Below are 14069 nucleotides of genomic sequence, written 5' to 3'. Positions count from 1 at the left end.
GTACGGACATGCTCAAAGCTTTGGAATGCGAAGGAATGTCCTGGTATAACATCCCTGCCTGCCCTCCATCCAGACCGCGCACTGTTCCCCGAAGTTCAGCTTCAGCCTTCCCAGCACATTCTCAATCCCAATGCTGGTATTGTCGTCATCCAGCCTCTCCTTTGGGTGAAGCAGGCATTCTATCTCCTCCTGTGTCATTCCGCGGCCGTCATCCTCCACCGTGAAAAGGATGGACTCATTCTCCTCCTCCAGGCTGATTTTCAGGTGGCCGATATCATCCTCCTTTTCCGCCATGCCGTGGACAATGGAGTTTTCCACAATGGGCTGCAGGATCAGCCTGGGCATCTTATAATCCAGGCATCCCCGGTCAATATGGTACTCCACCTCAAATCCGTCGGAATAGCGGATTTTCATCAGATAAATATAGCTGTCCAGCACATCCAGTTCCTCCCTTACCGTATAGAAACTAATGCTGCCCCTGAATGAGCAGGAAAGGATTTTGATTAAGGCCTCTGCCATCTTACGGATCCCGTCAAACCTGGACACCTGTGCCATGAAGCGGATGGAATTCAGGGTATTGACAAGGAAGTGCGGGTTAATCTGGGACTGGAGGGCGCGGACCTCTGCCTGATGTTTTTTCTGCTGGACCCTCTCATTCTCCTCAATGGACGCCTTCAGTTCCCTGACCATGCGGTTAAAGGAGTGGATCATGGTCCGGATCTCGCTCTGTCCCGCCGGCTCCACGTGCACGGTAAGGTTCCCTTCCTCCATCTCCCGCATGCCTTCCACCACGGAATGAAGGGGTGCAATGATCTGTCCCAGGAAATATCTGGAAAACAGATAGAACAGCAGGAGTAAAAGGCTGATGACCAGGATGGAAATTCCCATGACCTGGTTATAGGCAGCGGTAAGGCGGGAGGTGCTGACCATGGACACCACCTTCCATCCATTCTCCTCCACCGAGGACACAACCGCGGTATAATTCCCGTAATGCCCTGTCCCATGGGCGTCCACCGAGGTCCTGTAGATCCCGGCCCGGGTGGATGGCAGCCCTTCCAGCAGACGCCCCGCCTCCTCTGTCCTGTCCCCTGCAAACAAAAGCTTTCCCTCCCTGTCCAGGATAAAGGTGACGCCCAGCTGTTCATCCCTGTTGTATCTGCGGATGACCTCTCCCACATGGGTAACGGAAAACAGGCTGACCATCTCCAGTTTCCCGGAGCGGTCCGCCTGATAATCAGGGGCCAGGGCTGCTGCCAGCACAAACTCCCCTTTCTTTAGACGCGAATATGTAAGGGTCTGCCTGGCCGTGTCAAACGCGCCCACGCTGACCACGTTCTTATGTTCCAGGGCCTGGCGGTACCAGTTCTCCTGCTCCATCCTTTCCCTTGAAAGGATTACCTCATCCTTCAGATACACCGTGTTCCCGCCCTTCAGATAGAACATGGCAGACACCGTGTCCTGGGAAGGGACCATGGACACCCGGAATATCTCATCCAGCCGGCTGCTCAGATCATAGCGCTGCTCCTTGTCATCCGTGTCCATGCCAGACACCAGTTCCATGATTTCCCCGTTATTCACAAAGACCAGATGGGACAGCTGAAGGGAGATATTCCGGACCGACTCCGAGAGGCTGGCCTCTATACTGGCCTGTGCGTTCTGTATATTGGCGATGGCTGATTTCTCCATCATATACCGTATGATGCCCAATGTAACCACGCTGACCAGCAGGATGGGAATCACAATCAGAAGGAAAAAGCTTCTGTAATACACGGTTTTTAATGAAAAACGCTTGTTAAACAGCATGGTGTCCCTCTCCTGTCGTACTGGTGTGTGCCTGAATCCCTAGGGTGTGTGCTAGATACTCAGCAGGCTGCAGGCAAGCTGGAAATAAACCACCAGGCTTACCGCATCCACAATGGTGGTAATCAGGGGCGCGGCCATGATTGCCGGGTCCAGATGAAGGATCTGGGCAATGATGGGCAGTGTGCAGCCAATGGTCTTGGCAATCACCACAGTGGCCAGAAGGCTTAATACCACGGTCAGGCAAAGCATCTCCTGTCCCGGGAAACGGATGAGCAGCTGTATATAGTTCACCAGCCCAAGAAGGATTCCCACAATGATACCCACCCGCAGTTCCTTCCACAGCACCCGCAGGATATCACCTGCCTCTATCTCGCCCACGGCCATGCCGCGGATGATCATGGTGCTGCTCTGGCTGCCGGCATTGCCGCCCGTATCCGTCAGCATGGGGATAAAGGTCACCAGCAGCGGGATTACTGCAAACGCTGCCTCGTATTTAGCAAGGATACTGCCTGTTATCATGCTGCTGACCATAAGGATCAAAAGCCAGGCCAGCCTGTTCTTTGCAAGGACGAACACCCCTGTCTTCAGGTATGGCTTTTCACTGGGGATCATGGCAGCCATCTTCTCAAAGTCCTCCGTGGCCTCCTGCTCCATGACATCCACCACGTCGTCCACCGTGACAATCCCAACCAGGCGGTCCTCATGGTCCACCACAGGCAGGCTTAAAAGATCGTACTTGCGGAAGCTTTCCGCCACTTCCTCCTGGTCGTCCGTGGTCACTGCCTTAATCACATGGGTATCCATGATGCTGCCTATGACCTCATCATATGGGTTCATCAGCAGGTCCTTTACCGTAACCACGCCTTCCAATGTCCGCTTTGCGTCCATCACATAACAGGTGTAAATGGTCTCCTTATCCACCCCGTTCCTGCGGATATAGGCAAATGCCTGCTCCACGGTCATGGTCTTTTTAAGGCCCACGTACTCGGCTGTCATGATGCTTCCGGCACTGTTCTCCGGATACTTTAAGAACTGGTTGATTAATTTCCTTGTGTCGGATGTGGAGTTCTTAAGCACACGCTTCACCACATTGGCCGGCAGCTCCTCCAGCATGTCTACCGCGTCATCCACAAACAGGTCATTGACAATGGCGCTCAGCTCATAGTCCGTAATGCTGTTAATGATATGCTCCTGCTTTTCCACGGGCAGGTTGGCGAACACATCACTTGCAACCTCCTTGGACAGCATGCGGAACACCACCACGGTCCGCTCCGAATCCAGTTCCTCGATGAAAGAGGCGATATCCACCTCGTTCATCTCCATTAAAATTTCCTTAAGCCTGCGCAGCTGCCTTGTGTCCAGCAGCTCCATCAGTTCTTTTAAATCAAAATTCTCCTGCATCTTATTCCTTCCATGAATGGTACTATCCATGAAAGCAGCACACAAAATAGCCATAATTACAAAAAACCCCTTGACCGGCAGTTCCCGTAATCCATGGCTATCATCATAAACGTATCTCTATCCCAGACGGTTAACGGCAGTGAAAGCAAAGCGGAACCAAAGCCGTCCCTGGGCATGCCTGATAAAACACGGCCATACCGGCAGCTCCCACTACCATACGCTTATGATAATTGTCTGCTTCCATCTTACGACTTCGACCTTCCACTTAGGTTCACTTCCTTTCATCATTTATTTTAATCCTTATTAAGCATACCAGCCCCGGACCATAAAATCAACCCCCAAAAACAGGATTATTTCACCGGGGCACGGATTTTCTCATACTATAGATTATATTCTTAGATACAGGAGTGACTGTTATGATTGAATCCACCATAGTGCTGACTCCCCTGCACTATGCTTATCTCATCGGCGTCATCGTCATCCTGGCTGTCATGGTCATGAGACGGGACACGCCGGCTGTCTGCATTGCCTTCCTTTTCATCCTGGGCCTCATTGGCTTAAAATCCTTTACAGGCGCCATCATGACCGTATTTAACGCCATCCTCTACGCGGGAAAGGAATTCATGGAGGTATTGGCCACCATAGCAATGGTAACAGCCCTTTCCAAATGCCTGAAGGACCTGGGCAGCGATTACCTTATGATGGTCCCCATGTCAAAAATCATGAAGACGCCTTCCATTACCTGGTGGATACTGGGACTTACCATGTTTTTGTTTTCCCTCTTTTTATGGCCCAGCCCCTCGGTTGCGCTGGTTGGCGCCATCATGCTTCCTTTTGCCGTTAAGGCAGGGCTCAATCCCCTGGCCGCAGCCATGGCCATGAACCTGTTCGGCCATGGATTTGCCCTGAGCTATGACTTTGTCATCCAGGGCGCGCCCGCTGTTTCCGCCGGCGCAGCAGGCATCACCACCACCGGAATCCTCCACCAGGCCTGGCCCGTATTCTGGGTCATGGGCATTGTCACGGTGTGCAGCGCATACCTGTTAAACCGGGAGGAAATGGAAGGGCGCGGACTGCGCCTGACCATCCAGACCGGGGACCTGGATACCCCCAAGGGCGGGAAGATGGCCCTGCTCATGGCCATCCTCACCCCGGCTGCATTCGTGGGCGTGATTGTCCTGATGCTGGTATTTGACCTGAAGGGCGGGGATGCCACCAGCATGGTGTCAGGAACAGCCCTTATCCTCATGTGCCTTGGCGCCTTCCTTGGCTTTGGGAAGGATTCCCTTGAAAAGGTAACCGGATATGTGACGGACGGCTTCCTTTTTGCCATTAAGATATTTGCCCCGGTCATCATCATCGGCGCCTTCTTCTTTTTAGGCGGCGAGGGAATCACCTCCATCATGGGAACAGGCTTTTCCCACGGGATCATGAATGACTGGGCCATGTGGCTGGCCCAGAACGCGCCTCTGAACAAATATATGGCGGCCTTTATCCAGATGGTGGTGGGCAGCCTGACCGGGCTTGACGGTTCCGGGTTCTCAGGCCTTCCCCTGACCGGCTCCCTGGCCCGTACCTTTGGCTTTGCCACCGGCGCCTCCGTGCCTGTGATGGCTGCCCTTGGCCAGATCGCGGCCATCTTCGTGGGCGGCGGGACCATTGTGCCCTGGGGCCTTATCCCGGTTGCAGCCATCTGTAATGTAAGCCCGGTGGAACTGGCCAGGAAAAACCTGGTTCCTGTATGCCTGGGATTTGTCTGTACCTATATCGCGGCCTGTTTCCTGATTTAGGGCCTTATCATCAATCCATGACAGGAGGAAATAACTATGTGCGGAATTGCCGGTTTCTATAACCCTCATGACCATTACCTGAAAGAAAAAGAACACTGCGGGGAAATCCTTAAATCCATGGCGCAGTGCCAGAAACACAGGGGGCCGGATGACGCCGGCCTGTTTTTAAGCGAACACGGCGGGCTCTCCCACGCCCGCCTGTCCATCATCGACCTGGCCGGCGGACACCAGCCCATGGTAAAATCCGGTTCCGGACAGACCTTTGCCATTGTCTACAACGGCGAACTGTACAATACCTGCGAACTGCGCCAGGAGCTGCTGGGGCGCGGCCTTGTGTTCCAGACCTCCAGCGACACCGAAGTCATACTGGCAGGTTATATGGAATTCGGACCTGACTTTGTAAAACGTCTCAACGGCATTTTTGCCATTGCCATCCTGGACACTGCCAAAAACCGTCTGTGCCTGTTCCGTGACAGGGCAGGCGTCAAACCCCTGTTCTATATGGTCAGGGGAGATGAAATCATCTTTTCCTCCGAACCCAAGGGAATCCTTGCTTACCCCGGGGTACGTCCGGCCCTGGATAAAAAAGGGCTTAATGAGATTTTCTCCATAGGCCCTGCCAGGACCTATGGCTGCGGTGTGTTTAAGGATATGGAAGAACTGCTGCCGGGACACTTCCTTATCTGTTCGGCAGAAGGCTTAAGGCTTAAAAGTTACTGGAAACTGGAAAGCCGACCCCATGAGGACAGCTATGAGGAAACCATTGAAAAGACATCCTTCCTGGTCCAGGACGCCGTGCGCAGGCAGATGGTCTCCGATGTGCCCATCTGCACCTTCCTGTCCGGCGGCGTGGATTCCAGCCTGGTATCAGCCATCTGCGCCTCCGAATTAAGGAAGCAGGGGAAACGTCTCACCACATTTTCCTTTGACTTTGTGGACAATGACAAATTCTTTAAGGCCAACTCCTTCCAGCCCTCCCAGGACCGTCCCTTCGTGGACCGTATGGTGCGGTTCCTGGATTCGGACCACCACTATCTGGAATGTGACAATCTCACCCAGGCAGACCGTCTGTATGATTCCGTGCTGGCCCATGACATGCCGGCCATGGGGGACATTGACTCCTCCATGCTCCAGTTCTGCTCCATGGTAAAGGAACACAACAAGGTGGCCCTTACCGGCGAGTGCGCGGATGAGATTTTTGGCGGTTATCCCTGGTTCCACAAAAAGGAATGTTTTGAAGCGCACACATTTCCATGGACCATGGACCTGGAGGCCAGGAAGGTGCTGCTTGATGACAGCTTCATAGAATACCTGGACATGGACGGCTATGTAAGGAATACCTATGAGCGCTCGGTGGCCGAAACCCCAAGACTGCCTGAGGATACGCCGGTGGAGGCAAGGCGCCGGGAAATCGCCTGGCTGAACCTGCGCTGGTTCATGCAGACCTTGTTAAACCGCATGGACCGCGCCAGCATGTACTCCGGCCTGGAAGCCAGGGTCCCCTTTGCGGACCACAGGATCATGGAATATGTCTGGAACGTGCCCTGGGATATGAAGACCAGGGACGGCGTGGTCAAGAACCTGCTCCGCCAGTCAGCAAAAGGACTCCTGCCCGAAGATATCCTCTTCAGGCGCAAGTCCCCTTATCCCAAAACCTATGATACTTCTTATGAAAAGCTGCTGGCTGGCCGTGTCCGCGAAATGATGTGCGACAGCCATGCGCCTGTGATGCAGTTCCTGGACAGAAAGAAACTGGAACGGTTCCTGTCAAGCCCGGGTGATTATGGAAAGCCATGGTATGGCCAATTGATGGCCGGCCCCCAGATGATGGCCTATGTCCTGCAAATCAACTATTGGATGAAAGCCTATGACATTGAACTGGTACAGTAACCGTTCTTCAGTTCCAGACCCGGGGTGTAGAACACGTACCGGTTCTTGCCCAACCGTTTTGCCTCATATGCAGCCGTATCCGCCTTTACGAACAGGGTGTCGTAATCCGTTCCATCCTTAGGGCATATGGCGCCGCCTATGCTGCATGAAAGCCTTAGTCCTCCAAGATTGGGGTCTTCCATGCTGCCCACCGCCTCACAGAGCCGTTTTGCGCATTCCACGCCTCCTTCTTTTGCGGAAATCCCGGTGAGGAGCGCGACGAACTCATCCCCGCCAATCCTGCCCACCATATCCGTGGCGCGCAGGGTATGGCGGAACAGGTCGGCCACGCAGCGCAGGGCATAGTCCCCGCTTCTGTGTCCCATGGTGTCATTAATGCGTTTGAAATCATCCAGATCCATAAACAGCAGGACTGCCCGCGTACAGGTGGGGGATTCCAGGAAACGGCTGATTTCCCTGGATATGGCCTGCCGGTTGTAAAGCCCGGTAAGGGAATCCACCCTGGCATTCTTTAACGCATCCCTTAACCGCTCTTTCTGTCTGCACTGTTCCTGGTATTCCTCCGTAATGTCGTTTCGCAAAAGGAACACGATCCTGCCAGGCCTGTCATAATACACATACTGGAACCGCTTGCGCAGGTACCCTTTTTCCGGATCCTTTACGCCATATGTCAAGACGTGTTCGCCTTCTTTGTCAAGGACGGAAAGGACATGCTTTATTTCCATCTCCCTGGCAACCATTTCCCTGTCCTCAGGCACCACATAACTCATGACACAGGTATGGACCATCTGGCTGTAGCTGCCCGAGGATTCCCGCGGAAGCAGCGCCGAGCCTTCGTTCCTCTTAAACATGGTATATGAGTCCTTATCCGCATCCAGACATATGAGGTAATCGCAGTTCCTGTACACATACCGGTCCACAATCTGCCTTAACAGATAGTTTTCCCCATTCCCATCCCCCAGCCCGGACACATAACATAACACGGTATCATCCCTGCCTGGTTCCGGTATCAGGAGCGTCCTGATCCATATATAATTCCTATCCATGTCCCGGCACCGGAATTCATGGCGCATGGGTTTTCCCTCTTCCATGACCCTCCTCATATGTTCCCTGTTAAATATCCCAAGAAAATCCCTGTATTCCTCAGGGTGTATGTTCTCCCGGGCAAACGTACTGAAATCCTCAATGGATTGGTTCACCGAAAGGCGGCATCCCCCTTCCGTATAAAAAATCCCCCTGCATTGTCCTGTCCCAATGCTGAATTCCATAAGTTCATCAAAAATCCCGGAAAGGAAGGCCGCGCATTCTTTCTCCCGCTTTGCATCCATAACAATGCGGCCGTCAGATTTTCCATTATCTGAATTCCCATCCATAAACCTGCATCCCTCTTTCCTTTATCTGTTTCATGCCGTATATCAGTGTATTTAAGTTCATAAAATATATGTATCGCATAGTAATTCATAATATGTAAACTGTAGTGTACACTAGTATTGAGGTGAATCACAATGCATGATTACGTTAAAACATTAGGTACGGTCATCCGCAAAGCCCGCGAAGAGCAGGGGCTGTCCCAGGCGTCACTGGCTGAAAAACTGGGAATTGATGTCCGTACCATTATTAATATTGAAAACTTCCGCGGGAATCCCAAATTCGAGGTTCTCTATCCTTTGATTACCACGCTCAGGATTCCGGCAGACAGGATATTCTATCCTGGTTCCGATGCCATAGGCGATGCCAAGCAGCAGCTTTTCTGGGAACTGCATAACTGCAGCGAAAGCGAGGCCAGGGCCATCCTTCCTGCCGTCCGGTATATTACGGAACTCCTGCGCGGCCAGCCGTCCGATTTCCTGTAATTTCCTAATCATTTTACTACGTTATCTAAAAAAACACAACCAGATATTCATTACAATTCATATTTTTAATGTACTGCAATGAAGTCCTTGATGAAAAAAAGAACCAGCGGATGCAATTGGCCTGCCGTTGGTTCTTTTCCTTCTGTCATCTGTTAAGTTCCGGGTCCCTAAGACTGTCCCGGGACGCTGATGATCAGTGCAATGATTTCCATGGGTTCCTCACCATAACATGCAATGCCATGGCTGTCCCCGTCCTTACACATATGGTAATCCCCCGGATTTAGTATGGACTCAGTCCCATTGTCGGTCACAAGGGCCTGCCCCTTCAGCACATAATAGCCTTCAAACTCCCCATGGTGTTCATGCACCCCTATGGATGTGCCCGGGAGGAATTCCACCCTGGCAAAGGTCCGCCCCGCGCCGTAAGCCTCATCTTTTGTCATGAACGTATGGAAAACCACATCCCCGTTCCCCTTCTGCACTTCGTGCATGACTTTTACTTCCGTTTCTTCTTTTCTCCTGATCATGGCCCGTCTCCTCTCCCTAGAGCGTGTCCTTATTGTATTACTGCTGATCCATGGTCCTGACAATGGCGTCTGCCATGCCCTCCAGAATGACCAGCTGGTCTTCCTTCAGCGCGGACTTTACAGTCACCGTCTCATCCAGGACCGTCATGTTCTTCATGGAACCGATGATTTCCCGCATCTGCTTTCCTGACAGCACGCCCCATGAACCGTTCTCCATGATTGCAACAGTCCTGTTCTGCAGGTTATGGGCCTTAAGGTCCATGAGGAAATGTTCCATGTTGCTGAAAATCCCTCCGTTATAGGTAACGGATGCAATCACCAGATGGCTGCACCGGAATGCCTCGGATATCATGGTGGACGGGTGGGTGGAGGAGACATCATACATGGCAATATTCCTTACGCCCCTGTCGGCCAGCATCCCGGCCAGTATGTTGGCCGCGTTCTCCGTGTTGCCGTATATGGAACCATAGGCAATCATGACAGCCTTTTCTTCCGGCTCATAGCTGCTCCAGGTCAGGTACTTGTTCACATACCATCCAATGTCCTTTCTCCACACAGGACCGTGGAGCGGGCAGAGGGTAAGGATTTCAAGGGCAGATGCCTTCTTAAGCAGGGTCTGTACGGAAGGACCGTACTTGCCGACGATATTGGTATAATATCTTCTGGCGTCATCCAGCCAGTCACGTTCAAAATTAACCTCATCCGCGAACAGGTTGCCGTTCATGGCGCCGAACGTGCCGAATGCATCTGCTGAAAACAAGGTCTTGTCCGTGGTATCATATGTGACCATGACTTCCGGCCAGTGTACCATGGGAGCCATGATAAAGGTAAATGTATGCCTGCCGGTACAGAATGTATCATTCTCCTTCACGATCACGGCCCTGGAGTCAATATCAAAGTTATAGAACTGCTTGATGATGGGCACGGTCTTGGAGTTGCAGACCACCTTTACCTCAGGATATCTGCGTACAATCTCCCCCAGGGTGGCGCAGTGGTCCGGCTCCATGTGGTTCACCACCACGTAATCCAGGGAACGTCCCTTTAATATTGCCTCTATGTTTTCAAAAAACTGTTCCGTAATGGCACGGTCCACGGTATCAAACAACACGGTCTTCTCATCTGCAAGCAGGTAGGCATTGTAGGAAATGCCCCGGGGAATAGGGAAGGCGTTTTCAAATAATGCCAGCCTGCGGTCTGTCCCGCCAACCCAGAACAGGTCGTCTTTAATGCGCTTTACACAGTACATATTCAGTCATCCTTTCGTTAAATGATGGTCAATGTTTCATTTCGTTTAGAAGTATACTACATTTTACCCCAAATGTCACTGTATTATTTAGGGTACACTTACTCACTGCAGGATTGTCACATCGCTGCTTAAAACGCGGAGGTTCCCCACCGGATTGCCGGCACAGTTAAGGGTACTGAGCCTGCCCAGTCCTTCTAAAGGCGTGATGTCAGTCACATAATTATCCTTGATGTCAAGATACTCCAGATTGGGAAGGGAGGATACAAAGCTTATATCCGTCAGCATGTTGTCTGCAAGGCTGAGCCTTGTAAGCCCGGGGAACGCGGTCAGGAACCCTGTATTATCATTCAGGTCCACCTTATCGTAATCCACGTATACAATTCCTCCTCCTCCGCTGATCTTCACATTTTCATACAGCTTCACCCCGTCCATCCCAAGGATCTTAAGATGCTCATTGGGGGATATCTTTGAAAAATCCAGTTCACATTCCACTCCGTTCAGATAGAGTTCCCTCAGGGCGGGCATGCCGAACAGGGCCGATATATCCTCATAGGTCTTTATGCCATTGAGGTTCAGCACTTCCAGGGAAGGGATCCTGACCACAAAATCCCACTTTGTCTGGTCCGGGATACGGGAGCAGGTTAATTCCTTAAGACTGGCAAGCCCTGCAAAGGGCGCCGTGGAATCAATTTCCACCCATTCCAGTTCCAGTTCCTCAATCCCGCCCATCCCTGACAGATAGGAAACCGTATCCATGCCATTTACCTTAAGACGGCGAAGGCCGGTGAGACCGGCAAGGTCCGGCCGGGCACAGCCGTAAGGCACCTCCAGGCACAGTTCCTTAAGTCCGGTAAGCCCGGACACCGCGCTCATGTCCTTTAATTCACCGCACTTTGTAATGGAAAGGGAGGTTAGGCTTGTATTGCCTTTCAGGCTGTCAAGATTCAGGATTTTGGCCCTGGACAGTGAAAATGATGTGAGCTTTGGCATGTTCTGCACAAAACCGATATCCCTTATGCCCTCTGATTCAATGGACAGCCCTTCCAGCCAGTCCATCACGGAAAGCACGGAAAAATCCTTTAATTCATTGCAGTATTCAAGGGTCAGCCACTTCACCCCCTTCATGCCGGCCAGGGCCTTGATATCCGTCAGGTCAGAACCTTTAAGGGTCAGTTTTTCCACACCGTTCAGCGCTCCCAGCCCATCCAGGCTTTCAAGTCCCGCGCTGATGCGCAGTTCCTTTAACTGCCCCGGATCCTCAAATATAGCAGCCACCTCCCCGGGGGATTTGCCGTAACAGCTGAGCCGGGCAAGGTCCAGCCCCTTAACATCCCCTGCGGACAGATAACCGGCCGCGCTCAGGGATTTAAGCCCGGTAAACCTGGACAAAGCCTTACTGTTGATCTTGGCGCTGTCACGGTCAAATTCCAGCCATGTAAGGGCTGCGTCCGGCTTTTCCATGGGATTGTCAAAGCTATACCCCACCAGTACATAATCCATGGAATATCTATATTCAATCCACTGAAAACGCGCCAGTTCCTCATCACTTACCAGGTCTGCCGCCTTGCCGAAGGCCATGGAGGCCATATCCCCGAATATGCCTGAAAGCTCTGCCTTTTCCTCTTCTTTCCCGGCTTCCGTCCTTCCTGCTGCCTCCGGTTCCCGGACAGTCCCCTGCCCGCTGCCTCCAGGCATCCTGGCGGACCGTGGATTAACCGAAGACGCGGCATGGTCCCCATCCCACCGGTTCTTTACAGCCGTTCCGGATATCACTGCCACAAGCAGGAGGGCAGCGGATATCAATGCCGCTGCGCGCTTCCATCCGCAGGGTTCCCAACCCATGGGCTTTTTAGCCGGACTGGGGTTGATGGGGATATAATCAATCCTTGCGGGGCCGCTGGCAAGACGCACATTCCCCTCCCCCTCATCTTCCAGCACATACCGTGTCCTGCAATACTCACAGACAGCTATATGGGGATTATCCCTATCCAGTTTCAGGCTACCGTTGCAGGCAGTACATTTAAGTTCTGTCAGCTTCATAATTCCTCTCTCTTTCGTCCTTCCTGTCATACGTATCAATTGTACCATATCCGGACATGTTTGAGAATTCCTTTCCGCTGCTTATGTGAAAATGGACAGGCTCCCCCTGCATCCGGACAACGGTACCCCCGCCGGAATTTTCCATTTCAAAATACTGGAAAGTATTTGAATTCTTCTGCGCCTTAAGATATACTGTTTCAAGAGGGAGGTGCCCACCATGGATTTAGTAAACCAGTTTATAGAAAACTACAGAAAAAAATACACATTTTATGAAAATGCCGGGCGCCTGGCTGCTAAGCAGCTGGAGACAGCGCTGCAGTCTGCCGGTATCCGTGCCATTGTCACTTCCAGGGCCAAAAACCCGGGAAGGCTGAAATACAAAACCTTCCACCGGAACGCTGAGAGGGAGACCCCCTATAAAAACATGCGGGAAATATACGATGACATGTTTGACCTGGCAGGTGTCCGCGTATCCCTCTACTTCCCCGGGGACCGCGACAAGGCAGACGCCCTTATCAGCGACCTGTTTACCGTGATGGAGAAAAAACAGTTCCCGGAGCAGTCCAAGACGCCCACCTATAACAAGCGTTTTTCCGGGTATTGGGCCAACCATTACAGGGTGCATATCAGTGAGGAGAACATATCGCCCAACCAGAAAAAGTATGTCCAGGCCCGCATTGAAATCCAGGTGGCGTCCGTCCTTATGCACGCCTGGTCCGAGGTGGAGCATGACCTGATTTACAAGCCCCTGCAGGGCGCCCTGTCCGATGAGGAGCTTTCTATCCTGGATGAGCTTAACGGACTGGTGCTGACAGGGGAAATCGCCCTGGAACGCCTGCAGAGCGCGGGTAATGAGAGGATTAAGAACAAGGAGACCACATTTACCAGCCAATACGACCTGGCCTCCTACCTGTACAATTACCTGAGCAGCCATTTTAAGGAAGAGGACGTTGAACTGCGCATGGGCAATATCGAACTGCTGTTCAAGCTTCTCAGCCGTTTGAAGTTCTTCAAGGTAAAGGACATTGAACCCATATTGAAATCCGTAAAGTTTGAAAAAGACCGCAGGAACATTTCCCAGCAGATCATTGACCAGATCATCACCGGCAATGACAAGCGGTACCACGTTTACCAGGAATTAAGGAACAGCGAAGATGTCTCCGACCCGGAGACCCGCCAGGCCGTCAACTACTTTTTTGGCCAGTGGGTTCCCCTTGAGAACCTTCTTAACCGCGCCGCCGGACGGAACACGCCCAAGTCCTACAGCGCCTTTAACATCAATACCTTAAAGCGCATGGACATCCTGGATAAGGACCTGGCCAACAAAATAGGCGCCCTCAGAAGGACACGGAACGTGCTGATCCACGACATTGAAAAACCGGATGTGGAGGAACTGATGCGGCAGGGGGATGAGATCCATGAGGTTTATGAGAGGCTGAAGGGGAACGCGGGGGGAACTGGCGGAGGTTTATAGGCCTACGGGAGAAAAGATGGGGGTCAGGCTTTGCTGCCTGGCTCC

10 protein-coding genes are annotated in these 14069 nt (G+C 52.2%); 4 read left to right on the top strand and 6 right to left on the bottom strand.

The window, feature by feature from the left end; genetic code table 11:
* Nucleotides 1–12 precede the first annotated feature (12 nt).
* Together DWX59_RS08445 and mgtE are read right to left on the bottom strand one after the other, a co-directional pair.
* Nucleotides 13–1803, bottom strand: coding sequence for a sensor histidine kinase (locus tag DWX59_RS08445; protein ID WP_117558068.1), 1791 nt, complete (start codon nucleotides 1801–1803; stop codon nucleotides 13–15).
* Between the two features lie 51 nt (nucleotides 1804–1854).
* The gene (mgtE, locus tag DWX59_RS08440; RefSeq protein ID WP_117558066.1) at nucleotides 1855–3204 is read right to left on the bottom strand and encodes a magnesium transporter; all 1350 of its coding nucleotides are present in this window, start codon (nucleotides 3202–3204) and stop codon (nucleotides 1855–1857) included.
* 416 nt (nucleotides 3205–3620) lie between these two features.
* Here mgtE and DWX59_RS08435 point away from each other — a divergent pair, with 416 nt between their 5' ends.
* Nucleotides 3621–4994, top strand: coding sequence for a citrate transporter (locus DWX59_RS08435; protein ID WP_117558064.1), 1374 nt, complete (start codon nucleotides 3621–3623; stop codon nucleotides 4992–4994).
* 36 nt (nucleotides 4995–5030) lie between these two features.
* Complete coding sequence (gene asnB / locus DWX59_RS08430; RefSeq protein WP_117558062.1) at nucleotides 5031–6884, top strand: asparagine synthase (glutamine-hydrolyzing); 1854 nt, start codon at nucleotides 5031–5033, stop codon at nucleotides 6882–6884.
* Here asnB and DWX59_RS08425 read toward each other — a convergent pair.
* Nucleotides 6860–8257 carry a sensor domain-containing diguanylate cyclase gene (locus tag DWX59_RS08425; RefSeq protein ID WP_117558060.1) on the bottom strand — a complete coding sequence of 466 codons (1398 nt, stop codon included), beginning with the start codon at nucleotides 8255–8257 and terminating at the stop codon, nucleotides 6860–6862. The two genes, asnB and DWX59_RS08425, sit on opposite strands and share 25 nt — an antisense overlap.
* 132 nt (nucleotides 8258–8389) lie before the next feature.
* Here DWX59_RS08425 and DWX59_RS08420 point away from each other — a divergent pair, with 132 nt between their 5' ends.
* Nucleotides 8390–8737, top strand: a complete 348-nt coding sequence (locus DWX59_RS08420) for a helix-turn-helix transcriptional regulator (protein ID WP_117558058.1) — start codon at nucleotides 8390–8392, stop codon at nucleotides 8735–8737.
* A 167-nt stretch (nucleotides 8738–8904) separates the two neighbouring features.
* Here the strand turns inward: DWX59_RS08420 and DWX59_RS08415 are convergent, their stop codons facing one another.
* From DWX59_RS08415 to DWX59_RS08405, 3 genes are all read right to left on the bottom strand, one after another.
* The gene (locus DWX59_RS08415) at nucleotides 8905–9264 is read right to left on the bottom strand and encodes a cupin domain-containing protein (RefSeq protein WP_117558056.1); all 360 of its coding nucleotides are present in this window, start codon (nucleotides 9262–9264) and stop codon (nucleotides 8905–8907) included.
* Nucleotides 9265–9301: 37 nt separating this feature from the next.
* Complete coding sequence (locus DWX59_RS08410; RefSeq protein ID WP_117558054.1) at nucleotides 9302–10510, bottom strand: FprA family A-type flavoprotein; 1209 nt, start codon at nucleotides 10508–10510, stop codon at nucleotides 9302–9304.
* 102 nt (nucleotides 10511–10612) lie between these two features.
* Nucleotides 10613–12550 (bottom strand): leucine-rich repeat domain-containing protein, encoded by a 1938-nt coding sequence (locus tag DWX59_RS08405; RefSeq protein ID WP_117558052.1) that lies wholly within the window; start codon nucleotides 12548–12550, stop codon nucleotides 10613–10615.
* A gap of 217 nt (nucleotides 12551–12767) precedes the next feature.
* Between DWX59_RS08405 and DWX59_RS08400 the strand changes: the two genes are divergently transcribed.
* Nucleotides 12768–14024: a RelA/SpoT protein gene (locus DWX59_RS08400; RefSeq protein ID WP_117558050.1), complete on the top strand. Its 1257-nt coding sequence runs from the start codon at nucleotides 12768–12770 to the stop codon at nucleotides 14022–14024.
* The last annotated feature ends 45 nt before the right edge of the window (nucleotides 14025–14069 follow it).

This window comes from Enterocloster aldenensis (assembly GCF_003434055.1).
Taxonomy (GTDB): Bacteria; Bacillota; Clostridia; order Lachnospirales; family Lachnospiraceae; genus Enterocloster; species Enterocloster aldenensis.
Note: the sequence above shows the minus strand (reverse complement) of the source record. Positions and strands in the feature narration are given on the sequence as shown.